Below are 23,332 nucleotides of genomic sequence, written 5' to 3' on the forward strand. Positions count from 1 at the left end.
GCTGAAAGAATTTCGCAAAATGATGCGGAACGGAGGATTTTTGTCCAGATTTCGTCACAGGTAGGACTGGTTGTCAAAGGCGACAATATCTTTCGGCAATTGCAGGAACGTGTGCTCAAGTGGGGTTTCGATCCCAGTAGAAACCTTAGAAACATCCCACCAGGCGCATGGGAGGGAGATGCGTTTGAACCGCCCCGGGTTTGCCGGAGGCCGTTTCTTTTGAGTCACGCGGCCATGGCTGGTTCTTCCAGCATGGCGTAGTAGCGTTCCTCGGCTTCCGCCGGCGGGATGTTGCCGATGGGCTCCAGCAGCCGGCGATTGTTGAACCAGTCGACCCAGGTCAGCGTGGCGAACTCTACGGCCTCGAAGCTACGCCATGGCCCGCGCCGATGAATGACCTCGGCCTTGTAGAGGCCGTTGATCGTCTCGGCGAGAGCATTGTCGTAGGAATCGCCCACACTGCCGACGGAGGGTTCGATGCCGGCTTCGGCCAGTCGCTCGGTGTAGCGGATGCTGACATATTGAGACCCCCTGTCGGAATGGTGCACCAGGCCGCCGCGGTGGATGGGCCGCCGTTCGTGCAGGGCCTGTTCGAGAGCATCGAGGACAAAGCCCGCATGGGCGGTCCTGCTCACCCGCCAGCCGACGATGCGGCGGGCATAGGCATCGATGACGAAGGCCACGTAAACGAAGCCGGACCAGGTGCTGACGTAGGTGAAGTCCGACAGCCACAGCCTGTTCGGCGCGGGGGCATGGAAGACCCGGTTCACATGGTCGAGCGGGCACGGGGCGGCCTTGTCCTGCACCGTGGTGCGGATCGGCTTGCCGCGGATGACGCCCTGAAGGCCGAGGTCGGCCATCAGCCGCTCGACCGTGCAGCGCGCGACGGCGAAGCCTTCACGCAGCATCTGCCGCCAGACCTTGCGCGCGCCATAGACCTCGAAGTTCTCGGCGAAGACGCGCTCGATCTCAGGCCTCAGGACACCGTCCCGCTTCGCCCGCGCCGACAGCTTCTCCGGATCGACGCGCTTGGCGACGTGGTCGTGGTAGGTCGACGGGGCGATCGGCAGAACCTTGCAGATCGGCTCGACCCCATGGACCCCGCGGTGATCGTCTATGAACCCGATCATCGTTTGAACGGGCGGTCGAGCTCCGCCTGGGCAAAATAAGCGGAAGCCTTGCGCAGGATCTCGTTGGCCTGCCGAAGCTCCCGGTTCTCCCTCTCTAGCGCCTTCAGCTTTGCCGCCATGTCCGTCGGCACACCGGCGCGCTTGCCGGCGTCTACCTCGGACTTCTTCACCCACTCGTTCAGCGTCTGGCCCGTGCAGCCGATCTTGGACGCGATCGACATGACCGCAGCCCACCGGGAGGGATGTTCATGTTCGTGATCCAGCACCAGCCGCACGGCTCGCTGGCGCACTTCCGGGGAAAACTTGTTCGTCGTCTTGCTCATGATGGCTCCACCTTCTCAGGAGTTGGAGCCTCCGGCAAACCCGGAGCGGTTCAGTTCGAGATTGATCAGGATAACTCCGAACATGCGGAGGCCGTCCGACTCGATGAGCCTCGGTACTGGGCTTTCCGACTGCAAGAGCGCCTAAAGGATACGGCCAGAATTTGGACGACCGAAGTTGGGATTGCTGAGCGTAGTCCAAGGGAGGTGGTGTTTGGCTGTCGCCTAATCTGCTCACAGCGCGGAAATGTTGAACCCGTGCCACGCTCTATACCCACCTTCGTGCGGGGTATTGTGTATACCCAAGATGCTTACTTGGATGGTAGGTATATTGGGTCGGAGCCCTGGATTGTTGACGCACAAGAGGACGTAGACGAGCTCATCAAATTTCTTGGAGCGGCACACCGCAATCATCCGGTTGTTGTTTTCTCTCTACCCGAAGGTAGTTCCGATGTGGAGCAAACCGCCATCCGCGTGAGGCCGTTTTTCAGGCGAACGGTCGGTTTTGTGCACACCGTTGTTCTCACGTCTGCGGCAGCCTTTCGATTGAGCGACGAGATAGGGCGGGAGTTTTCTGTTTATCGTCAAGCTATCCGAACCTATAATCCAGGCTTTGATCCCCGCACCCACCTTCCGACCGATCATCCCTTGGCAACTGCTCCGCGGATTGCTGAATGGGGTGACGGGGGCGATTCTGACTTCACAGACTTTCTGGTAGAACAGTCGCTGCGCATCACGCGTCCCCGCGATGTTCTAGAGAAAGAGCAACCTTCTTTTCAATCAGTGAAACGTATAGCGGTCCATCGTGCTCGCGAGTCAGTATCGGCAGGCGGCGGCGGTGAAGCGGATCTCCTTCAGCTGGCAGAAGAGGAATTGAGAGCAGCCAAGCAGGAGGCTGAAACAAGTCTTGAGCTTGCTCTCACTGCCGATTCCCGAGCGTGAACAGGCCCTATCGGAACTGCGCCAGTTGAAGGCGAGTTACATCGCCTTACAAGCACGCTTAGAGAGCTACCAGTCCGAGCAAGCTAGTGTGTCACGTCCCGATATTCCAGGCAGCCTTGAGGAACTGGAATCATGGGCGCGTGCCCATCTGTCAGGACAGGTGGAGCTTCACCCCCGAGCGATCAAAGCTGCGCGTGAGTCCGGATTCCAAGACATTGCGCTTGTATACAATTCCTTGCTGATGATGCGAGACCTCTATGTGGTCATGCGCAAAATCGGTGGAAACGAACATAAGCAAGCATTCGAACACCGCTTGGCGGAGCTTGGCCTAGAGAACACAAAATGCTTCAGCCAGAAGAACAAGGCAAAGAGCTTTGGAGGGCAATATTTCGTCCGTTATCAGGAATCGATGCGCGAATTGGAATGGCATCTAAAAGGCAGCAATAGTCGAGACGGGCGACTTGGCTTTCGCCTTTACTATTTCTGGGACCCAGAGACCGAGCGCGTGGTTGTGGGCCACTTGCCGGGGCATCTTCAGAACGACGTATCGTAGGTTGGAATGAGTTATAGGAAAGAAATCATCGAAGTGTCTCTCCCATTGGAGACCACCAACGCCGCCTCCGCGCAAGGGAGTTTGATCCGGTACGGCTATCTCGCGGCCCGTTATTCCGTGTGCGGCCGGCAGTCGTTGGCCGCCTGCCCGAGATGGAGCTGTTCCCCAACCGCTGGCATTGTCTTGCTGCGGAGGATGAAGGCCGGCCGCATCCGGGTCGAAGGCAAAACCAAAGCCGCAAGGTGGTTTATCGCCGACGATGAGAACGTCCAGCGAACAATTGAACCTGATTGAACCAATAGGAGATAATCGGGATGCAAAAAAATGACGCAAAGACAATAAGTTACAGCAGAATTAAACCTGGAATGGGGGAATAATGCCCGCTAGCTACAAAAAGAAGCTGATCGAAGTGGCCATCCCGCTGGAGGCCATCAATGCCGCCTCCGCGCGCGAGAAGTCGATCCGGCACGGCCATCCCTCGACCCTTCATTTGTGGTGGGCCCGGCGGCCGCTGGCCGCCTGCCGGGCGGTGCTGTTCGCGCAACTCGTGGATGACCCGTCTTCACGCGTCGATGAACTGCTGGCCGACAAGAAACTGCGGGCGCGTGCGGAAGCGGAGCTGCCCAAGCGCGTGAAGGCCTGGGAAGAGAGCAAAGCCGCAGCCAAGGGCGCAGCAGCCAGCGCACCGAAACCGACCCTCGAAGACGTTATTGTCGAAATCGAGCGCAAGCGGCTCTTCGACATTATCGAAGAATTGGTGAAGTGGGAAAACTCCACCAACGAGGAGGTGCTGGAACGCGCCCGGGCCGAAATCCGGCGCAGCTGCGGCGGCGAACTGCCCCCGGTCTATGACCCGTTCTCGGGCGGCGGGTCGATCCCGCTCGAGGCGCAGCGGCTGGGCCTGCCTGCCTATGGGTCCGACCTGAACCCGGTGGCGGTGATGATCGGCAAGGCGATGATCGAGATCCCGCCGAAGTTCAAGGACATGCCCCCATCCACCCCGGCATCAAGGAGCGGTCGTTCTACCGCAACGCCGAAGGGCTGGCCGAGGATGTGAAATACTACGGCGAATGGATGCGTGAGAAGGCGTGGGAGCGCATCGGGCATCTTTACCCGCAGGTGGACCTGCCGAAGGAGTATGGGGGTGGCAAGGCGACGGTGATCGCGTGGATCTGGGCTCGGACGGTACCGAGCCCGGACCCGGCCTTTGCCGATGTCCAGGTGCCGATTGCATCCAACTTTGTTCTGAATGCGAAGGCCGGGAAGGAAGTCTGGGTCGAGCCAATCGTTGACAGACAGACAAAGACCATCGTGTACCGGATTCGCCACGGCGGAACAAAGGCTGAGATTGCAAAAGCAAGAGAAGGAACAAAAGCCGGACGTGGGGCCAATTTTCGATGCCTTATGTCTGATACGGCAGTAACCCCAAAACACATCACGAGTTCCGGAAAGAATGGCAGCTTGGGGCAAACCCTTCTCGCAATCGTTGCGGAAGGAAATCGGGGGCGCTTCTATCTGCCAGCTACAAAGAGCGACGAAGAACTAGCGTTCTCAGCGAACCCAGTCTGGAAGCCAGAGCAGAGGCAGCCCGAAAATCCACGCTGGTTCTCTCCACCAGCTTACGGGCTTGAGACATTTGCGGATTTGTTCTCGGCGAGACAGATCTTACTTCTAAACACGTTGATTGATCTGCTCGGCGAAGTTAGGGCCTTGGCAAAGATTGATGCGGTGTCGTCCATCGGAGGGGATCTAACGTCACTTGAGGACGGTGGCCATGGGCCAGCGTCTTACGCAGATGCCATAACTGTATATCTGTCGTTTGCTATTAGCCGAGTGGCTATGTCGGGAAACGCATTTGTTCGATGGAATCCGGTGGGCGAAAAGGCGCAGCATATTTTTGGTCGTCAAGCGATTCCGATGCTCTGGGATTATGCTGAGACCAACCCGCTTGGGAATGCCACCGGTGCGTTTAATGCAGCATATAAGATGGTGATGAATGGGCTGGACACGCTGCCTTGTGGTGACGGCAAACTTGTTCAGGCCGACGCTCAGACAGTTCGATTTCCTGACGGATGCGTATTGAACACTGACCCTCCCTACTATGACAACATCGGTTACGCAGACCTATCGGATTTCTTCTTTTGCTGGCTGCGTCCAATGCTCAGGGACGCGTTCCCCAATCTTTTCAGTCTGCTAGCCACTCCTAAATCAGAGGAGTTGATCGCCACGCCGTATCGCCATGGCGGGCGCGATCAGGCCGAAACTCACTTCATGGAAGGCATGAAGAAAGCAATTCGTAACTTCCAGCAGCAGTCAAGCGAGACTTTTCCAGCAGCGATTTATTACGCATTCAAGCAAAGTGAGGTTGAGCAGGACGGTATCAGCTCGACCGGTTGGGCCACCTTCCTTGAAGCTGTCGTTGCATCTGGGTTCTCAATCGTCGGGACTTGGCCGGTGCGAACTGAAATGCGAACCCGACAGGTTGCTATGGGCACCAACGCCCTCGCCAACTCGGTCGTCCTCGTCTGCCGCAAGAAGGAAGCCTCGGCCGAGGTCATCACCCGGGCCGAGTTCATCCGGGCCCTGAAACGCGAACTGCCCCCGGCCATCGCCGAGCTTCAGGCCGCCAACATCGCCCCCGCCGACATGCCGCAATCGGCCATCGGCCCCGGCATGGGCGTCTTCTCGCGCTACACCGCCGTGCTCGAGGCCGACGACAGCCCGATGACGGTCAAGACCGCGCTGCAGCTGATCAATGCCGAGCTCGACGAGTATCTCGGCGGCATCCAGGGCGAGTTCGACGCCGACACCCGTTTCGCCATCACCTGGTTCGAGCAGAACGGCATGGGCAAGGGCGACTATGGCGTGGCCGACAACCTCGCCCGCGCTCGGGGTATCTCTGTCGACAGCGTGAAGCATGCGGGGGTTATCGAGAGTGCGGCAGGAAAGGTGCGTTTGCTGAAGCGGGACGAGCTTGATGTTGAGTGGACGCCGCAGGCCGATGGGCATCTCACCGTGTGGGAGTGTTTGCAGCAGCTCGTCCGGCTTCATGAAAATGACGGTGTCGCGCACTCCTCGGCACTGATGTTGAAGAAGATCGGCGATAAGGCAGAAGCCGTGAAGGACTTGGCGTACTGCCTATACGACATCAGCGCGAACAAGCGAAAGGATGCCAAGGAGGCGACGGCCTACAACGCGCTGATCGCTGACTGGACCGATTTGACCCGCGAGGCAGCCGGTATCACCGACATGGTGGAAAACCGGCAGACGCGGATGAACTTCTGAGGGGGCGGGAATGGCTAGAAGTACACGTCAGTATGTCTTTGACGGCATGGAGCATATGCAGGCCAGCCTGCACCCCTTCGTGCTACGTAATCTTGACGCCGGGATGGGTAAGGGCTGGCCCCAGGACGTGCTGTCCCGCTTCCCCGATTGGCGGCTTGATCCCAGCGGTGAGTTCACGCTCGACACGCAGAAACTGCTAAAGATCATGGAGCGCTGCTGGAACGAGGCCTTCCGCAATGTTCTCGACCGTACCCACCGCTCGATCGTCAATGAGCTGATTGAGGTTCGCAACAAGCTCGCCCACGATGGCAAGTTTACCTACGACGATGCCGAGCGCGCGCTCGACAGCATGCGTAGATTGCTGGAGGCCGTGAGCGCGGGCGAAGCCGCTGAAGAAATCAGCAAAATGCGCGAATCCATCTTGCGCACGAAATTCACCGAACTGGCTCGCAACGAGGAACGGCGGAAGACGCAGCGGCTGGATATCTCCGTCGAGACCGTCGGCGGTCTCCTGCCGTGGCGCGAAGTTGTGGAGCCGCACCAGGATGTGGCCACCGGCGAATTCCAGCAGGCCGAGTTCGCCGCCGACCTTGCCAAGGTCCATAACGGCAGCGCGCCTTCAGAATACCGGAACCCGCGTGAGTTCTTTGCGCGCACCTACCTCACTGAAGGCCTTAGCAATTTGCTGATCGGGGCGGCCAGGCGCCTGAGCGGTGCGGGCGGCGATCCGGTGGTCGAGTTGCAGACCAATTTCGGGGGCGGCAAGACCCATTCGATGCTGGCGCTCTATCACATGGCGAGCGGAACGGCGGTGGAGGACCTGCCGGGCCTAGACCAGCTGTTGTCGCACAACGAGCTGTCTGTGCCCGCAAAGATTAAGCGGGCCGTGCTGGTGGGCACGTCTCGCGGTCCGCAGGATGTCATATCCTTGGAAGGCGGCCGGAAAATCCGCACCACATGGGGCGAGCTGGCCTGGCAACTTGGCGGAGTCGAAGGGTTCGAAATGCTCGCCGAGAATGACGAGCGTGGCATTGCACCGGGATCTAACCTTCTGGAAGCGCTGTTCAAGCGGTTTTCGCCGTCGCTCATTCTGATCGACGAATGGGTCGCCTATTTGCGCCAGATCTATAGGGTCGAGAGCCTGCCGTCAGGCTCATTCGATGCCAACCTGTCCTTCGTGCAGTCCTTGACCGAGGCGGTTAAGGCCAGCCCCGGGACGTTGCTGGTCGCATCCCTGCCGGCCTCGCAGATCGAAGTGGGCGGCGAAGGGGGCAGGAAGCGCTGGCGCGCCTGAAGCAGACGTTCAGCCGCGTCGAGTCATCGTGGCGTCCGGCCAGCCAGGAAGAGAGCTATGAGATCGTAAGGCGGCGGTTGTTCAAGGACATCCCCGGCGACAAATTCCACCACCGCGACAACACGCTCAAGCAGTTCGCAAAGCTGTATCGGGAAAATGCCAACGAGTTTCCGAACGGCTGCTCGGATGAGGACTACCGGCGAAAGCTCGAAAAGGCCTACCCCATCCATCCGGAGCTGTTCGATCAGCTCTATACTAGCTGGGGCTCATTGGAAAAATTCCAGCGCACGCGCGGCGTTCTGCGGCTGATGGCGCAGGTGATCCACGAGCTTTGGATGGGCAATGATCCTTCTGTGATGATCATGCCCGGCAGCGTGGCGATCAGTTCGGCACGGGTGGAACCGGAACTGCTCCATTATCTCGATTCAAGCTGGCAATCGATTATCGCGGGTGATGTCGATGGTGTGACTTCGACCCCGTACAAGATCGACCAGTCGGCGCCGAACCTGAACCGCTATTCCGCCACACGTCGAGTTGCCCGCGCCGTTTTCATGGGCACCGCCCCCACGCACGGGCAGGAGAACAAGGGGCTGGATGACCGCCAGATCAATCTTGGCGTCGTGCAGCCCGGTGAGCGCCCAGCCATCTTCAGCGATGCCCTGCGCCGGTTGGCCAACCAGGCCAAGTTCATGCACAGCGATCTTGGCCGCTACTGGTACTCCATGTCGGCGAGCCTCAACCGGCTGGCAGCGGACCGGGCGGCCCAGTTCGAAGAGGCGCTGGTTCTCCACGAAATCGACAAAGGCTTGGCCACCTACATCAACGGCTTGGCGGATCGGGGACATTTCGAGGCAGTTCAGGTGGCGCCCGGCAATTCGTCCGACGTGCCGGATGAAGCCGGCGGTGTTCGCGCGGTCGTTCTCGGTGTGGCGCATGCCCATGCCGGAAGGGATGGCTCCGATGCACTGGCCGAGGCGAAGGATATCCTTCTCCAGCGCGGCAGTAGCCCTCGCGTATATCGCAACATGCTGGTTTTCCTCGCGCCCGAGCTAAGGCAGCTCGATAACCTGAAGTCCGCACAACGGGCCGCACTGGCATGGAATGAGATCGTTCGCGAAACGAAGCGACTGAACCTGACCCAAAGCGACAGTGCTCTCGCCGAGGCAAAACTGAAAGAGGCAGTCGACACGCTCAAAACCCGGATGAAGGAGGCTTGGTGCTATCTGATCTATCCGGTTCAGGAGACGGCACAGGCCGATGTCGACTGGATGTCGTCCAAGGTCCCGTCTCAGGACGGTCTGTTGGCCCAGGCCAGCAAGAAGTTGGTTTCTGATCAGGGTATTTGGCCGGAACTCGGACCGGACAATCTCAACAGGCAGCTCCAGAAATACATCTGGAACGGCAAGCCGCACCTGCTTGTGAAGGACCTATGGGAATATCTGAACCGCTACACCTATTTGCCCCGCATTAAGAACCGGGCTGTTCTCCAGCGCGCGATTCAGACGGCCGTGAGCGGCATGTTGCCCGGGCCATTCGCATATGCAGAGCGCTGGGATGAGGCGACTAACAGCTACAAGGGCCTCGCTGTCGAAAAGGCGGCGCACGTTCAGGTCACAATCGATAGCGACAGCGTAATCGTCGATCCCGATATCGCCGCCGCCCAGGTTCAGCGTGAAAAAGCGCAAGCCACGGCTACAGACAACGATGCACGGGTCACGACAGCCGACAATTCGGACGGCGGCTCAACGGACACAGCCGACGGCACCGGTGGTGAGCAGAGCCCCGCCAACGACACGGAGCGGCTTCCGACGCGTTTTGTGGGAACGGTCATGATTTCAGCAGACCGCCCGGCACGGGAGATGCACCAGATCGTCGAGGCCATAGTCGAGCAGCTGACAACCCTTCCCGGCAGTGAAGTGTCCTTGAAGCTGGAGATCGATGCCGAAGTGCCCGCAGGACTTGACCGCAGCAAGGTGCGGACGCTGCTGGAAAATGCCTCAACTCTTGGCTTCATTGACAAGGTCGTTTCGTAGAGCTGTAGCCGTTCCGCTGGCGTAGGACGGCAGTCGCCTCGATCAACATTTCCTTGGCGGGTGGCTCAATTCATGCCGCCATCGCGGCCGGGCGCGCCGCCCGGTCAACGGCCTGCCCGCACCACCCCGGCGTTGCCGGGCCGTGTTGGCCGTACCTGCTTTCAGCAGTGACCCGGCGGCTTGTTCGCCCGTCCTTTCTCCCTGGCGTCTTGAGCCAACCGACAACAAAGGAGAAAGTCATGACCGAGACGCTATCTATCCCTCTTAACAAACTCGTCCTCTGGGACGGCAATGTCCGCAAGACCGGCGTTTCCGATGGAATCGAAGAGCTTTGTGCCTCGATTGCCGCACACGGGCTCTTGCAGGCGCCCATCGTCCGCAAGACCAAAGGCGGCAAATATGCTGTCGTCGCCGGGCAGCGCCGATTGCTCGCCCTGAAACAGCTCGCTGAAAAGGGGAGCATCGCCAGCGACGCGGAAATACCGTGCCAGCTTGTGGCTATCAACGCTGATGCTGGCGAAATCAGCCTTGTCGAGAATGTCGTACGGGTCGCCATGCACCCTGCCGACCAGTTCGAGGCCTTCCGAGACCTCGTGGACCGTGGCCTCAGTGCCGATGCCGTGGCACGGCGGTTCGGCGTCAGCGAAGCTGTGGTTACTAAACGCCTGAAGCTGGGGCGGTTAAGCCCGGTCATCCTTGAGGCCTACCGTAACGGCGATATCGACCTCGAAGCCGCGCAAGCCTTCGCGATATCGGATGATCATACCGCACAGGAGCGTGTGTTCGGCGATTTGCCGGAGTGGAACCGTTCAGCACGCCTTATCCGTAGCGTCCTGACGGAAGATGAAATCGCAGTTTCCGACAAGCGTGTGCAGTTCGTTGGGCTTCACGCCTACGAGGAGGCTGGTGGCCTGGTGCGCCGCGACCTGTTCGACGACAGCCATAGTGGCACAATCCTGGACCCGGTGTTGCTCGACCGTCTCGTAACCGAGAAGCTCGTTGCTATTGCCGACGGTGTGCGTGCCGAGGGCTGGGCCTGGGTTGAAATCATGCCTACGCTCGACCGTACCGTACTGACCGGGTATCGCCGTACGGCTGCCGAGCAGGTTCCGTTGACTGACGAGCAGCAGGCGGAAATCGACGCCCTGACTGCCGAGTACGATGAACTCGCCGACTCCGCTGAAGCTGACGAGGGCGATGAATCGGTGCTGGCCCGTCTGGATGACATTCAGGCCCGTCTCGATGCCATCGAAGCGCAGCAGGAACGCTGGAGCGACGACGTGCTGGCGTCCGCTGGCGCTATCGTCAGCGTGGGCTGGGGCGGTGATGTTGCGGTAGAGCGGGGTCTGATGCGCGGCGATGACGCCGTCGATCCGGAGGTTGCCGAACAACCGGTTGCGGATGTCGTGCCATCAGCAGGGCTTCCGGCCACGCTCATCACCGACCTGACCGCACGCCGAACGGCGGCGTTGCAGGCAACCGCCGCTGGCAACGTATCGGTCATGGTCGCGGCCGTCGTTCATGCTCTGGCTTTACGGGCCTTCTATCGCTTCGCGCATGAGACCTGCGTGAAGCTGTCTGTCGAGGTCGCCAGCCCGGAGCGCAGTATGGGCGTGCCGGAGGCCTGTGCCGCCGTGCAGCGGATGGCGGATTCGCACCGGGCATGGAACGAGCGTCTTCCCGAAGACCCTGTCATACTCTGGAACTGGTGCCTGCAGCAGCCGCAGGGTGTGCTGCTGGAGCTGCTGGCTCATATCGGGGCGCTGTCAATCGACGCCATCCGGCTGAAGGGTGACCGTATCGGTAGCGCGCGTCTTGCCCACGCTGACGCTTTGGCTGAGGCGATTGGGTTCGACATAGCGGATCACTACGTTCCCGACGTTCCGACCTACTTCGGCCGAGTCAGCAGCGCGCAGATCGTATCGGCGCTCTGCGAGGCGAAAGGGACGCCCGCCGCACCGGCATGGAGCCGGATGAAGAAAGCCGAGCTGGCAGCGCTTGCTGCCCGTGAGGTTGCCGGGACGGGCTGGCTTCCAGAAGTTCTTCGCGCTCGTGACCCGTTGTCCGACAGCCTGGACAACGCAGCTTAGTAGCCAATCAGCTACGACGCCAACCGCGCCTTCGGCGCGGTTGGCTTTTTTTTCGTGGTCCAATTCGTCCCGTACGGGACGTTTTGAAGTTATGCTCGGCAGTGAATACGAAAATCATCCCGTTCGGTTCTTTTTCTGGATTTTTAACGGATGTTGCGATAAAATCGTCCCGATAGGGGTGATTTATGCAAACGATCCTAGACAGCAAGAGCTTGGGCCTTCTCATCCGCACAGAGAGGAAGGCGCAGAAATTGACGCAGGAGCAGCTGGCGGGCCTGACGGGTGTCGGCGTGCGCTTCGTGCGCGAGCTGGAGGCTGGAAAGGAAAGTTGCCAGATCGGCCGCGCCCTTCAGGTGGCGGCGTCTCTGGGGCTGACCGTGTCAGTCAGCAGACGGCAGGAGGGCGGCTGATGGCGCATCTGCTGGATGTGTGGTTCGGCGAGACGAAGGCGGGCGCGCTCGCTCAGGACGAGGCGGGGGCTCTGAGCTTTGCCTATGACCCCGGCTATCTCACGGGGGTGGACCCGCGCGCTATTTCTTTTTCGATGCCACTGCAGGAGGCCCCCTACACGGATCGCGTTGTTCGCCCCTTTTTCTCCGGCCTGTTGCCGGATGAAGGCGCGCGCCAGCGTCTGGCGGGTGCGCTCGGAATCTCGGCGGGCAACGCTTTCGGGCTTCTGGAAGTGATCGGCGGTGAATGCGCCGGTGCTTTGTCGCTCTATCCGGCTGGTGAGGCGCCGCCCTCGTCCGACGATGACGGCATCGAAATTTTGAGCCAGCCCCGCCTTGAGGAAATCCTCGGCAAGCTGCGTGAACGCCCTCTGCTCGGCGGCGAGGAAGGAGTGCGCCTTTCGCTTGCCGGCGCGCAGGACAAAATTGCTGTCTGCGTGGAAGGCGATGCCATCGGGCTCGCCAAAGGCGGGCGCCCGACCACGCATATCCTGAAGCCTTTCATACAGGCGCTAGACGGCACTGTTGAGAACGAGCTGTTCTGTCTGCGGCTGGCGGCGCGCCTGAAGCTTCCCGTGCCCGCCGTCGAAATGCGCTACGGCGGAACGATTCCGTTCCTTCTTGTGGAACGCTATGACCGCGCCGCCCACAAGGACGGGACCATCACGCGCCTTCATCAGGAGGATTTCTGTCAGGCGCTCAGCGTGCCGCCAGAATTGAAATATGAGGAAGAAGGGGGCCCAGGGACAGAGCGGTCGCTGGACCTGATCGGCCGGGCTACTGCCCGTCCGGCGGCCGACCGTCTGGCCTTCATCCGCGCACTGATTTTCCACTACCTCGTCGGCAATGCCGACGCGCATGGGAAGAACTATGCCTTGCTTTATCGCGGTAAGGTTCCCGACCTTGCGCCGCTCTACGATGTAGTCTGCACGGCCGCCTATCCGCGGCTCGCGAAAAACAAGCCATGTCGATTGGCGGGCGGGCGGTCCCTGACACCATCCAGTTGAAACACTGGCTGACGCTCGTGCCGGATACGAAGGGCGCGCAGCGTCTTCTGGTGAAAGATTTGGCCGATCTGGCAGGACGCATCGGCGGCGAAGCTGACAGGCTCTTGGCGGAGTTTGAGGAGACGGGTATCACCCACGGAATTCTCAAGGTCATTCACGCCGTCATCGAGACGCGCGCGGCCCACTTACTTCGCATTACGGAAAAGGTTTGATGGCTGGCCTGAGGCCACAACAGAATATTGCTTCCGCCGCAACGGCGTTGCTAGCGGTGCTGGCATTCCCCGACGTGGCCATTTAAAGTTCCAGGGAAGTTACCGAGGGGATCATGGCGAAAATCGAAAATCATAAGTACAGCATTCAGGAAGCATTCCAGGAGTGTTTCTACATCGTACCCGACTATCAGCGCGAATATGTCTGGACCGACAAAGAGGTTAATCAACTTCTTGACGACATCAACGAGCAGATCGACGGAGGTCATGAACGCGAGTATTTCATTGGCACGGTTTTGGTGTCCCCTACAGCGCAGAAGAACCACTACGAAGTTATCGACGGCCAGCAGCGTCTGACTACGTTCTTTCTGCTGTTGTGCGCCTTGAAGCAGATGTTTCAGGGAGAAGCGCAGCACCAGATCATTACCGGCCTGATCTCGGCCAGCTATGTTGATAAAAGCGGCGAGACTCGAACCAACCTCAAGCTGGAGCCGCGATATGAAAACGCCGGTGAAGTTATGGCTAAGTTGGTGGAGCTGAACACCAACCCCTGGCCGTCCGTGCCGGCATTCAGGCAGCAGGCATCACGAGCTTCGGATCGCTGGAGAATCTCGTCAACGCCTATAGCACTATCTACCGCTACCTGGAGGACAACTACGAAGACGCTTCCAAGCTGAAAAAATATTGGGGCTATCTGGCGAACAACGTCGTCTTCATTCAGATTTCGACCGACGTTAGCAGTGCGCTGAAGATTTTTGAAACGATCAACGAGCGCGGCGTTGGTCTGAACCCGATGGACTTACTCAAAAACCTGCTGTTCACACAAGTTCCACAGGCCCAGTTCACGCAGCTCAAGAACGAATGGAAGAAGATCACCGGCCCACTTGAGAAAGAAAAGGAGAAGCCGCTCCGCTTTCTTCGCTATTTCCTAATGGCCAACTACGTCATCGACAACGACCGCAGCGATGCCGTGGTGCGTGAGGACGAGATTTACGATTGGTTTGTCAAAAAGGACAACGCTGCCCTTTGCGATTACCGCAACAAGCCGTTCGAGTTTGTCCGCAAGATCATCCGCAACGTGGACAGCTACATTTCCTTTGGCAATGGGCTTGGTAACGATGGCAAGCCGAGTATCCCCATGGACAGCCTGAAGAGGCTGGCAGGAGGCGCGTTCAGTCTGCACTATGTCCTGCTACTGGCCGCCGCGCCCCTGCCAAAGCCCTTGTTCGACCATTTTGTCTCCCAGCTTGAGAGCTTCCTGTTCTACTACATCTTCACCAAGACTCCGACGAAGGATCTGGAGCGGAATTTCTCGCTGTGGGCCGATGAACTGAGGGAAATCGCCGGCAAGACCGATACAGCCGAGCAGCGTATCGCCCTCAATGCCTTTGTCGCGAACCATTTCCAGAGCAATATGGAATCGAAGGCGCAGGAACTGTCCGACGCGCTCAAGCGCCTCACGCTTCATACCATGCAGCAATATCGGACCCGTTACCTGCTGGCCCGGCTCACGCAGCATGTCGAGATGGCGTTCAACGGCGTCAAAGCACCCGGTAGTCTCGGCTCGTTCACAGACCTTGAGATCGAGCATATTCTGCCTAACACACCCACCGCCGAGTTGCGCAATCAATGGACTGCCGAGAGTCCTCATAGCCTCTATGATGATTACAAGAATCGGCTGGGCAATCTGACGCTTCTGGAGAAGCCAATCAACATCGTCGCCGGGAATGATTTCTATTCGGAGAAAACGGCGGAGTATCGAAAAAGCGGCAACTACCTAACCCGCAGCCTAGTCGAACTTACCGAAGTCGGCCAGAACAGCTCTGTCACCAGAATCAACAAGATGCTGAAGTCTTATCCAGCGTGGAACGCCACATCGATTGATGATCGACATGGCCAGCTCATCGAGCTGGCAAAAGATGTCTGGCGCACTGCGCCACTCGACGGCTGAATGCGGGGATAACTTGGAGAACGGCCGTCTTTCTGATCTACGGGATTTTTACAGTTTGATAGCGTCGCTTGCCGCTCTCAGTTCTCCACGAACCTTGTCGGCTAGCTCTGGCCGAATGTCTTGGCCGCAACGAGGCGTGTATTTTTTTATGGAAGATGGGGAGACTCGATCCGACAGCGGGACCGGGTTGCGCATAGTACGCGTTGGAACTCATGCGCTAAAAGACAGCTCAGGGACGATGCTATGGACACGCCTGTCGCAGCACAAAGGCAGAGTATCAAGTGGCGGTGGAAACCACAGAGGATCGATTTTCCGCCTTATCGTCGGTACGGCTATACTGAATCGCGACAATATTGATCACCCGACATGGGGCCAGGGCAATAACGCCCCAAAAACCATTCGCACAGAGGAAATCTCGCTGGAGCGGCAAGTAAGCAACGTTCTGGGTGCCATGCAATTCCTGTGTCTGTCTGTGCCGGATGCCCCCGGACCGAACAGTCTGCGGGGCCACATCGAGCGCAATGCCATTGCGCTCCTCAGCAATTTCGGGCGGGAGCCGCTTGATCCACCGAGCACGGCATGGCTCGGGCGACATTGCGACCGGGAGCGCATCTGCCGTTCCGGCCTTTGGAACTCAAATCATGTCGACGAGCGTCATGATCCGCTTTTTCTGCGCACCCTCGAACAGGCGATTCTGGCGATGGAGCGCGAGCAATGATTGTCGTAATCCAGTGCGCCGCAACAAAACAACCAAACGCCGGGCATCTTCGGACAGATGACGGCCGCAGAGTCATGTTTGTAGCGCAACCGTCCATGGCCCCGCCTGCCACAGGGGTTCATTATGCCCGGCCCGATGATCTGTCGGGAGCGGGGTCTTCATGGCGGGAAAGGCTGATGCGCTACAACGCCGATCCCCAAGGCGACCCACTTGGCCTGCTACCAGCCATCTCCCTCTACACTCACCCGACGTACAGACGCCTTGCCGAGGCGATTGACCCCAACAGGCTTTTCATTTTGTCAGCCGGGTGGGGGCTTCTTCCCGCGTCATACTTGACGCCGAACTACGACATTACGTTCAGTCCCATGGCCGAGCCGTACAAACGGCGTCGTCGAGCTGACCGCTATCAGGATTTTGCGATACTCCCGGATAATGTCGACGAGCCTATGGTTTTCTTTGGTGGCAAGGACTATGTGCAGCTGTTCGCGTCCCTGACGAGAACGCATAGAGGACCGCGAACGGTGTTCTATAATTCGCAACTGCCGCCCAATGCATCCGGCTGTCGCCTTGAGCGGTTCGCAACGACCACACGGACCAATTGGCACTACGAATGCGCTGGCGGATGGCTAGCACAGCTTCGATCTTGCTAGAATTTATATAGCTCCTACAATGACATAGTGGTGCCCAGTTTCATCCTGTCCGGCGCGCCATTTTTCTAACTGAAGCCGTCGAATGATGAGACCGCACCCAAATTGGTGCGGAGACACCGGTCAGGGTGCCGTGTGCAGGCGGCCGGGGCGCGTAGAGCTGGAGCGCTCGCCGGCGCTGGGACGCTGGGTGCTGCGTGCAGACTGGTTTCCGGCCGTGCTGTCCTGCTACATCGACCGACGACCAACCCGAGGGTGCACCTCAAATCGCCAAGGCAGGGCTTTCCTGGATTACGGCACTCACCAGGATTTCCGCGATCTCGCCAAGGCGGGCCTCGTTCATCGGCAATGACAGGAAGATGTCGCCGCGCGGTGTCAGGAGGAGACCGCGTCCCAGGCAATTCAGGTGAACGAGTTGCCTCAGCATCATCGTTTGCGGGTGTATCTGCGCAACCTTCATGGGCGGCTGCGCACCGATATGGAGGCTGAGTATCGACCCGATGCCGCTGAGGCACACATCGAGGCCGGCCTGCGACAGCCGCGCATTCACCGTTGCGCGGAAAGCCTCGGTGCGCTGGAGGAACGCATCGGCGGCGTCGGGTGTGAAGCTCGAGCGTAGGCCCGCAAGCCCTCCGCTCATCGACATGATGTTGTTGTTGAAAGTGCCCGCATGCTTTAGCGCGCCCGGCAGGCGCGGATCGAAACGGTCCATCAGGGCCCTCGAGCCGCCGAATGCGCCAAAGGACAGGCCCGCGCCGAGATATTTTTGCCGAGGGTCGTCATGTCGGGCACGATACCGTAGTGGCCTTGCAGGCCGGCGCGCCCGAGGCGCGAAGTCTTCACCTCATCAAAGATGAGCACCGCGCCGCAGCGGGTCGCCTCCTCGCGCAGCATCGCCAGAAACGCCGCTTCGGCCGGGATGTTGCCGGCCGCGCCCAGCAGCGGCTCGACGAGGATGGCGGCAAGGTCGTCTTCATGCCGTTTCACGCTGGCGCGTGCGGATTCGATGTCGTTGAAAGACGCCGTGACGAAATCGAACGGGACGTTCATTGGGCTGCCGCCGCCCGCGAAGGTGAGAACGCCGCCATGATAGGCATCCTCGAACACGAGGACACGCTTGCGGCCCGTTGCGTCGATCGCCGTCAGCAGCGCAAAGAGATTGGCCTCGGTACCGGAATTGCAGAATCTCAGCCGCTCCAGCGAAGGAAAGCGCCGGCACAACAGTTCGGCCAGTTCGCTCTCGGCGGTGTTCGGACCCGAAAGGACGAGCCCGTTGTCCAGCACTTCGTGCAGAGCAGCCACGATGACCGGGTCGCTGTGGCCATAGAGACCCGCCGAGAATTCCCCGGCGCAATCGATATATTCGTAGCCGTCGACATCGGTAAGCATGTCCGCCCTGCCCGACGCGATGACGAGCGGGAACGGATCGAAATGCAGGACGCTGCGCGTATTTCCGCCGGGCATCCATGCCTGTGCGCGCTCGTGCCGCGCGCAGCTTTCCGGGTGATTGCGGACATACGCCTCACGCAGGTCGTCCAGTCTACCAGCAGCCTTCATTTCAGCGTCTCCAATGCGGCGTCGAGCGATCTTCCAAGGCGGGCCACGATCTCGGCAAGCTCGTCCTCGCGTGCGTTGAGCGCCGGCGCGAGAAGAATGTGGTCGCCGGCCCGTCCGTCTATCGTGCCACCCGAGGGGTAGATCATCAGGCCGTTCTCCATGGCCGATGCCTTCACCACGGCATGCAGCTTCGCGGCCGGGTCGAAGGGCGCTTTGGTCTCGCGATCCGCAACGAGTTCTATCCCGATAAATAGCCCGCGCCCGCGAATGTCGCCGACATGCCGGTGCTGACCCAGCGACGCTTCGAGCATGCGCCTCAGCGCTGTACCGCTCGCCGCGGCTGCCGCAACCAGCCCATCTTCATCAACGGCGCGCTGGACAGCCAGGGCGGCCGCGCAGGCGAGCGCGTGGCCCATATAGGTGAAGCCATGCGCGAGAGCCCCCGAACCGGCAGCGATGGCGTCTGCGATCCTGTCATGGACCAGCGTGGCACCCATCGGCACGAAGCCGCCGCCCAGCCCCTTCGCGACAGTCACGATGTCGGGGACGACGCCGTCCTCCTCGAAGGCGAACCGGTAGCCGGTTCGCCCGCTGCCGCACATGATCTCGTCGAGGATCAGAAGAACGCCGTAGCGGTCGCAGATCGCACGCACCTCGCTTAGATAACCGTCGACGGCCGGCGCGCAACCGAGCGTCGCGCCAACGACGACCGGCTCGGCGATGAAGGCCGCAACCGTCTCGGGGCCGAGACGCAGGATCGCGTCCTCAAGCTCGGCCGCGGCGCGCAACCCGTAGTCCCGTTCGGTCTCGTCCTCGCGGCGCTCCCGATAGGCGTAGCATGGCGCGATCAGCTCGGCCTCGAACAGCAGCGGCTCGTAGAGCGCTCGGCGCGGCAGGTTTCCGCCGACGGAAAGAGCTCCCAGCGTTGCCCCGTGATAGCTCTGGCGGCGCGCGATAATCTTGCCACGGCCGGGTTCGCCGCGCTCGACCCAATACTGGCGGGCAAGCTTCAGAGCCGTTTCAACCGCTTCCGAACCACCCGAACAGAAGACAACCTTCGACAGCCCCGCAGGCGCCTTCCCGACCAGATAGGCGGCAAGCTCTTCCGCCGGCTCACTCGTGAAGAAGGAGCCGTGGGCATAGGAGACGGCGTCGAACTGGCGCAGGATCGCATCGCGTACCCGCTCGTCACGATGACCAATGGCCGAGACAGCCGCACCGCCCGATACCGCGTCGAGATAGCGGCGGCCATCGCTGTCCGTAACCCACAATCCGTCCGCCTGCGCGACGGCCGGCGGAACCGTATCCGTCTTGCGGTGCAGGATGGCGCTCATGCAGCCCCCGCATGATCAGGGTAATAGGCCTGGAGGCGGTCGTCGGCATTGGCCTCGGAGTCCCTTTCCGCCTGAAGGCCATAGCCTCCGCCGCCCGGCGTGTTCACCTCGATGGTGTCTCCGGGGCCAAGCACGAAATCCTCGCCCTTCGAGATGTGTTCCGGCTCGATCGCCCTTCCCTTCTGGGAAATCGAGATGCGGTTCGGCGCACCCGCCTCGCCACCGAGTATGCCGGGAGGGCCGAAACGTCCGTGTTCCATAAGGAACGATGCCTTGCCGTGGCCCCGCAACAGCCGCAGCTTGTAGCTGACGCCGAAGCCTCCGCGGAAACGGCCGGCGCCGCCCGACCCCTCGCGCAGGGCATAGCTTTCAAAAAGCAGCGGATAGCGCTGCTCGAGGATCTCGACGGGCTGGCTTTTGGAGATGCCGATGGTCGAGCAGCCGTTGGTGAGACCGTCGCCGTTCCACCAGCCGCCGTAACCGCCGCCGGAGAAATAGTACATGATGTAGTTCTCGCCCGTTTCCGGGTCATGTCCGCCAAGGCTGAGGTTGCCACTGGTGCCAGCCGGCGCAGCAAAGAGCCGGTCGGGGATCGCCTTGGCAAGCGCCAGGAACACCGCCTCCATGACGCGCTGCGACACCTCGGCAGCGCAGCCTGCAACGGGACGCGGGTATTCGGCATGGATGAAGGTGCCGAGCGGCTTGTGAACGACGATGGGCTCGAAGCAGCCGGCATTCATCGGCACGTCGGGGAATATGTGTTTGAGCGCGACGTAGACTGCCGAAAGCGTCGTCGCCCAGACAGAGTTCAGGGGCCCCTGGCACGGCAGGCTCGACCGGGAGAAATCAAACTCGATGTCGCTTCCATCCACCTTGACGGAGACCGCGATCTCGAGCGGCTCATTGACGACGCCGTCACTGTCCATAAAGGCGCTCGCCTCGTAGGTGCCATCCGGGATGGTGTCGATATGGGCGCGCATCATGCGCTCGGAGCGACGCTCGAGCTCGGCAATTGCGGCTTCGACGACATCCTGACCGTAGCGGTCGAGCAGAGTCGTGAGGCGGCGGGCGCCAGCCGTCAGCGCTGCAATCTGCGCCTTGATGTCGCCGATCCGTTCTTCGGCAACGCGGATATTGGCGAGGACCATCTGCACCAGATCGTCCTCCATCCTGCCGCGCCGGACCAGCTTGACCGGCGGGATTCGCAGACCTTCCTGATGGATTTCCGTGGCGGTGCTGTTGAAGCCGCCGGGCACCATGCCGCCCGTGTCCGGCCAGTGGCCTGTGTTGGACAGATAGCACCACAGCTTGCCACGGTAGTAGAAGGGACGCACCATCTTCACGTCCATCAGATGGGTGCCGCCAAGATAGGGGTCGTTGACGAGAATGACGTCGCCGTCCTCAAGATCGTCGCGCGCCTCGATGACGCATCGGGTCGTTTCCTGCATCACGCCGAGGAAGATCGGCAGGCCGAGTTCTCCCTGTGCGATCATGCGGCCGTCGCCCAGTCCGTAAATGCCGTTCGAGCGGTCGAATGCCTCCGAGATGACGGGCGAAAACGATGTCTTTTCGTGCACCAGATCCATCTCCGAGCAGACCTGTTGCAGGCCCTTTTCGATGACGGTGAGGGTGACGGGATCGATGGACTGGCCGAGCTTTGCGGCCTGCTGGTGGTTCAGCATGCTGTTTCCTGTTCAGTTCGCGGCCGGGGTCTGGTCGATGGCGACGACGATGTTGCCGTATTCGTCGACGCGGGAAGTGGTGCCCGGATCTAGCACCAGCGTGGAGTCGGACTGCTCGACGATGGCCGGGCCTTCGATGGCCGCGCCCAGCGGCAGGGAATCGCGATCGTAGATGCGGGCCTTTCGCCATTCGCCGTCGAAGTAGACATCGCGCGTGCCCGTTTCGGCTGACGCTAGCGTCCCCTCGGAGGGACGGAATATCGAGAGGTCGACTTTTTCACGCTGCCCGATCACCGTCGTGCGGACATTTGCGAGAACCGGCACCATCTCCGGCAGTTCAAGGTCGAAGCGCTGCTTGTAGGCCCTGACGAATTCGTCGAGCACGGCATCGGCGTCGAACGCCTCCCCTTCATCTCGACCCGCAGCACATGCGACTGCCCCTTGAACAACAGATCGAACTCGTGGACCACGTCGACCTGGCCGACATCGACGCTCTCCCCGGCCAGAAGCGCGCGCCCATCGGCGGCCTGCTGGCGCATGATCGCCACGACGGCATTGCCATCGATGCCGCGCATCGGCAGGTTGACCGTCTGCACGAAATCGTGCCGCACATCGGCAAGCACGCATCCGAGTGCCGAGGTCAGCCCCGGGAAGCGCGGAACGAGAACTCGCGGTATGCCAAGCTCGCGGGCGATGGCGATAGCATGCAACGGCCCTGCGCCCCCGAATGGCATCAGCGCGAAATCGCGCGGATCATGGCCTTTCTCGATCGAGATGAGACGGATGGCACCAGCAAGTTCGGCGATCGCCACGTCGATGATCGCCGAAGCCGCGGCGGTCGCGTCAAGCCCGAGCGGCTTGCCAATCTGCTCCGAAAGCGCCGCTTCGATGCGGGCAATCGGTGCCGGCTTGTTGGAGCCCGTCACGGAGCCCGGATTGAGCCGGCCGAGGAAGAAGTTCGCGTCAGTGATTGTCACGCGCTCGCCGCCACGGTCATAGCCGATGGGGCCGGGGAACGAACCGGCGCTTTCAGGTCCCACACGCAGCATGCCGGCCTTGTCGATGTGCGCGAGGCTGCCGCCGCCGGCGCCGACCGTGTGCATGTCGATCATCGGAATGCGGATCGGCACCGCATAGGCGAGATCCTTCTCCGCAGTGATGACCGGCTTGCCGTCGACAACGAGCGCCACGTCGAGCTGGTGCCGCCCATGTCGCCGGTGATGATGTTGGCAAATCCGGCCGCTTTCGCGATTTCTGCCGACGCTAGGACGCCTCCCGCAGGGCCTGACATGACGGTGTGCGCGGCATGGCTGGCGACGAGGGCGGAAGACATCATGCCGCCATTCGCCTGCATGACGAGCAGTTCGTTTCGGAACCCCTTGTCCTTGAGACTGCTCGCGACACGCTGGATGTACTGGCTGACGATAGGACTGATGGATGCGTGGATCGCGGCCGTGCTGCCTCGCTCGAACTCGCGCATCTCGCGAACGATCTCGTGGCCGGCGATCACGTGCTCGTTCGGCCACATCTCTCGCGCGATTCGCACTGCAGCGGCTTCATGTTCGTCGTTCACATAGGAATGGAGGAAATGGATGACGAGCGATTCCGCACCTTCATCGATGAGCTGCTGCACGGCGGCACGCACGTCGCTTTCGCTCAATGGCGTGACGACACGGCCCTGAGCATCCATCCGCTCGGTCGCCTCCAGGCGCAGCCTGCGCTCGATCAGAGGCTTGAAATTGCCGGACAGGCCGTATGCGTTCGGACGGGTGCGGCGCCCAAGCTCGAGGACGTCGCGGAATCCGCGTGTCGTTATGAGGCCGGCGCGTGCACCCTTTCGCTCCAGGACCGCATTGGTGCCGGCCGTGGTGCCGTGCACGAGCCAGTCGATGGCATCGGCGGGAACGCCGAGTTCGTCGATGCCTTGAAGGAAGCCCCTGGACCGGTCGTCGACCGTGGTCGGCACCTTGGCCGTTGCGAATCGGCCGGTGGCCGAGTCCAGCATCAGGAAGTCCGTGAATGTGCCGCCCACATCGACACCAACGCTAACGCTCATCCAGCCCTCTAAATCTCATTTTATGGAATGTAGTTTCAATAAGTGATATTCAATCGACGAGGCGCGACTTTGTCA

Annotated in this window: 20 protein-coding genes, 2 pseudogenes and 1 other annotated feature; of the genes and pseudogenes, 15 read left to right on the forward strand and 7 right to left on the reverse strand. The window is 60.5% G+C overall.

From position 1 onward, the window contains the following. Nucleotides 1-224: 224 nt before the first annotated feature. A protein-coding gene (locus HK436_RS04010; RefSeq protein ID WP_173187516.1) for an IS3 family transposase occupies nt 225-1,453 on the reverse strand; the annotation gives its coding sequence in 2 pieces (ribosomal slippage) (nt 225-1,165 and nt 1,165-1,453; 1,230 coding nt in all). Continuing rightward, nucleotides 1,056-1,172, reverse strand: a sequence feature (AL1L pseudoknot). Its footprint overlaps the gene before it by 117 nt. On the opposite strand from HK436_RS04010, the gene HK436_RS04015 reads away from it, so the two are divergent. The 15 genes and pseudogenes from HK436_RS04015 (at nt 1,379) to HK436_RS33380 (ending at nt 16,631) form a co-directional block, all read left to right on the forward strand. Continuing rightward, a complete protein-coding gene (locus HK436_RS04015; protein ID WP_173187518.1) occupies nt 1,379-2,392 on the forward strand; it encodes a hypothetical protein in 1,014 nt (337 codons plus the stop codon). The two genes, HK436_RS04010 and HK436_RS04015, sit on opposite strands and share 75 nt — an antisense overlap. After that, nucleotides 2,358-2,945 (forward strand): hypothetical protein, encoded by a 588-nt coding sequence (locus HK436_RS04020; RefSeq protein ID WP_173187520.1) that lies wholly within the window; start codon nt 2,358-2,360, stop codon nt 2,943-2,945. The genes HK436_RS04015 and HK436_RS04020 overlap by 35 nt, the downstream gene beginning before the upstream one ends. A gap of 409 nt (nt 2,946-3,354) precedes the next feature. Further along, on the forward strand, nt 3,355-4,002 hold the full coding sequence (locus HK436_RS31070; RefSeq protein WP_312860487.1) for a DUF1156 domain-containing protein: 648 nt from the start codon (nt 3,355-3,357) through the stop codon (nt 4,000-4,002). After that, nucleotides 3,999-6,230 carry a DUF1156 domain-containing protein gene (locus tag HK436_RS04025; protein ID WP_244648513.1) on the forward strand — a complete coding sequence of 744 codons (2,232 nt, stop codon included), beginning with the start codon at nt 3,999-4,001 and terminating at the stop codon, nt 6,228-6,230. The genes HK436_RS31070 and HK436_RS04025 overlap by 4 nt, the downstream gene beginning before the upstream one ends. Before the next feature lie 10 nt (nt 6,231-6,240). Then, on the forward strand, nt 6,241-7,524 hold the full coding sequence (locus HK436_RS32250; protein ID WP_280515578.1) for a DUF499 family protein: 1,284 nt from the start codon (nt 6,241-6,243) through the stop codon (nt 7,522-7,524). Between the two features lie 77 nt (nt 7,525-7,601). After that, the gene (locus HK436_RS32255; protein WP_376769124.1) at nt 7,602-9,557 is read left to right on the forward strand and encodes an ATP-binding protein; all 1,956 of its coding nucleotides are present in this window, start codon (nt 7,602-7,604) and stop codon (nt 9,555-9,557) included. 239 nt (nt 9,558-9,796) lie between these two features. After that, nucleotides 9,797-11,647 (forward strand): ParB/RepB/Spo0J family partition protein, encoded by a 1,851-nt coding sequence (locus HK436_RS04035; protein ID WP_173187522.1) that lies wholly within the window; start codon nt 9,797-9,799, stop codon nt 11,645-11,647. A 185-nt stretch (nt 11,648-11,832) separates the two neighbouring features. Next, nucleotides 11,833-12,057, forward strand: coding sequence for a helix-turn-helix domain-containing protein (locus tag HK436_RS04040; RefSeq protein ID WP_173187524.1), 225 nt, complete (start codon nt 11,833-11,835; stop codon nt 12,055-12,057). Next, nucleotides 12,057-13,103, forward strand: coding sequence for a type II toxin-antitoxin system HipA family toxin (locus HK436_RS04045; protein WP_312860488.1), 1,047 nt, complete (start codon nt 12,057-12,059; stop codon nt 13,101-13,103). Before HK436_RS04040 ends, HK436_RS04045 begins: the two co-directional genes overlap by 1 nt. Further along, on the forward strand, nt 13,061-13,315 hold the full coding sequence (locus HK436_RS32850; protein ID WP_312860584.1) for a HipA domain-containing protein: 255 nt from the start codon (nt 13,061-13,063) through the stop codon (nt 13,313-13,315). Before HK436_RS04045 ends, HK436_RS32850 begins: the two co-directional genes overlap by 43 nt. A 113-nt stretch (nt 13,316-13,428) precedes the next feature. Next, nucleotides 13,429-13,989, forward strand: a complete 561-nt coding sequence (locus HK436_RS30475; protein WP_206680481.1) for a DUF262 domain-containing protein — start codon at nt 13,429-13,431, stop codon at nt 13,987-13,989. Continuing rightward, nucleotides 13,956-14,072: pseudogene (locus tag HK436_RS33375) on the forward strand (hypothetical protein); the annotation flags it as partial. The gene HK436_RS30475 and the pseudogene HK436_RS33375, both read left to right, overlap by 34 nt. Before the next feature lie 33 nt (nt 14,073-14,105). Then, nucleotides 14,106-15,263 carry an HNH endonuclease family protein gene (locus HK436_RS30480; protein WP_206680482.1) on the forward strand — a complete coding sequence of 386 codons (1,158 nt, stop codon included), beginning with the start codon at nt 14,106-14,108 and terminating at the stop codon, nt 15,261-15,263. Beyond that, on the forward strand, nt 15,232-15,981 hold the full coding sequence (locus tag HK436_RS34080) for a GIY-YIG domain-containing protein (protein ID WP_512770949.1): 750 nt from the start codon (nt 15,232-15,234) through the stop codon (nt 15,979-15,981). Before HK436_RS30480 ends, HK436_RS34080 begins: the two co-directional genes overlap by 32 nt. A gap of 176 nt (nt 15,982-16,157) precedes the next feature. Then, nucleotides 16,158-16,631 (forward strand): DUF6884 domain-containing protein, encoded by a 474-nt coding sequence (locus HK436_RS33380; RefSeq protein ID WP_376769125.1) that lies wholly within the window; start codon nt 16,158-16,160, stop codon nt 16,629-16,631. A gap of 259 nt (nt 16,632-16,890) precedes the next feature. On the opposite strand, the gene HK436_RS04060 is transcribed toward HK436_RS33380, so the two are convergent. From HK436_RS04060 to HK436_RS04080, 6 genes and pseudogenes are all read right to left on the reverse strand, one after another. Beyond that, entirely contained in the window at nt 16,891-17,340 is a 450-nt protein-coding gene (locus HK436_RS04060; protein ID WP_173187526.1) for a hypothetical protein, read from the reverse strand. Continuing rightward, a complete protein-coding gene (locus tag HK436_RS04065) occupies nt 17,340-18,185 on the reverse strand; it encodes an aminotransferase class III-fold pyridoxal phosphate-dependent enzyme (RefSeq protein WP_173187528.1) in 846 nt (281 codons plus the stop codon). The genes HK436_RS04060 and HK436_RS04065 overlap by 1 nt, the downstream gene beginning before the upstream one ends. Continuing rightward, nucleotides 18,182-19,519, reverse strand: a complete 1,338-nt coding sequence (locus tag HK436_RS04070; RefSeq protein ID WP_173187530.1) for an aspartate aminotransferase family protein — start codon at nt 19,517-19,519, stop codon at nt 18,182-18,184. Before HK436_RS04070 ends, HK436_RS04065 begins: the two co-directional genes overlap by 4 nt. Then, a complete protein-coding gene (locus HK436_RS04075) occupies nt 19,516-21,201 on the reverse strand; it encodes a hydantoinase B/oxoprolinase family protein (RefSeq protein WP_173187532.1) in 1,686 nt (561 codons plus the stop codon). The genes HK436_RS04070 and HK436_RS04075 overlap by 4 nt, the downstream gene beginning before the upstream one ends. A gap of 12 nt (nt 21,202-21,213) precedes the next feature. Beyond that, nucleotides 21,214-21,528, reverse strand: a complete 315-nt coding sequence (locus HK436_RS32855; protein WP_312860489.1) for a hypothetical protein — start codon at nt 21,526-21,528, stop codon at nt 21,214-21,216. Beyond that, nucleotides 21,492-23,257: pseudogene (locus HK436_RS04080) on the reverse strand (hydantoinase/oxoprolinase family protein). Before HK436_RS04080 ends, HK436_RS32855 begins: the two are co-directional and overlap by 37 nt. Nucleotides 23,258-23,332 lie beyond the last annotated feature (75 nt).

The organism is Neoaquamicrobium sediminum, from assembly GCF_013240295.1.
GTDB classification, from domain to species: domain Bacteria; phylum Pseudomonadota; class Alphaproteobacteria; order Rhizobiales; family Rhizobiaceae; genus Aerobium; species Aerobium sediminum.

Coding starts and splice junctions, on each gene's coding strand:
- HK436_RS04040 (WP_173187524.1), top strand. CDS start 11,833: ATGCAAACGATCCTAGACAGCAAGAGCTTGGGCCTTCTCATCCGCACA.
- HK436_RS34080 (WP_512770949.1), top strand. CDS start 15,232: ATGTCTGGCGCACTGCGCCACTCGACGGCTGAATGCGGGGATAACTTG.
- HK436_RS30475 (WP_206680481.1), top strand. CDS start 13,429: ATGGCGAAAATCGAAAATCATAAGTACAGCATTCAGGAAGCATTCCAG.
- HK436_RS30480 (WP_206680482.1), top strand. CDS start 14,106: ATGGACTTACTCAAAAACCTGCTGTTCACACAAGTTCCACAGGCCCAG.
- HK436_RS04035 (WP_173187522.1), top strand. CDS start 9,797: ATGACCGAGACGCTATCTATCCCTCTTAACAAACTCGTCCTCTGGGAC.
- HK436_RS04075 (WP_173187532.1), bottom strand. CDS start 21,201: ATGCTGAACCACCAGCAGGCCGCAAAGCTCGGCCAGTCCATCGATCCC.
- HK436_RS04015 (WP_173187518.1), top strand. CDS start 1,379: ATGTTCGTGATCCAGCACCAGCCGCACGGCTCGCTGGCGCACTTCCGG.
- HK436_RS32250 (WP_280515578.1), top strand. CDS start 6,241: ATGGCTAGAAGTACACGTCAGTATGTCTTTGACGGCATGGAGCATATG.
- HK436_RS04060 (WP_173187526.1), bottom strand. CDS start 17,340: ATGGACCGTTTCGATCCGCGCCTGCCGGGCGCGCTAAAGCATGCGGGC.
- HK436_RS33380 (WP_376769125.1), top strand. CDS start 16,158: ATGCGCTACAACGCCGATCCCCAAGGCGACCCACTTGGCCTGCTACCA.
- HK436_RS32850 (WP_312860584.1), top strand. CDS start 13,061: ATGTCGATTGGCGGGCGGGCGGTCCCTGACACCATCCAGTTGAAACAC.
- HK436_RS04065 (WP_173187528.1), bottom strand. CDS start 18,185: ATGAAGGCTGCTGGTAGACTGGACGACCTGCGTGAGGCGTATGTCCGC.
- HK436_RS04070 (WP_173187530.1), bottom strand. CDS start 19,519: ATGAGCGCCATCCTGCACCGCAAGACGGATACGGTTCCGCCGGCCGTC.
- HK436_RS04045 (WP_312860488.1), top strand. CDS start 12,057: ATGGCGCATCTGCTGGATGTGTGGTTCGGCGAGACGAAGGCGGGCGCG.
- HK436_RS32855 (WP_312860489.1), bottom strand. CDS start 21,528: ATGGTGCCGGTTCTCGCAAATGTCCGCACGACGGTGATCGGGCAGCGT.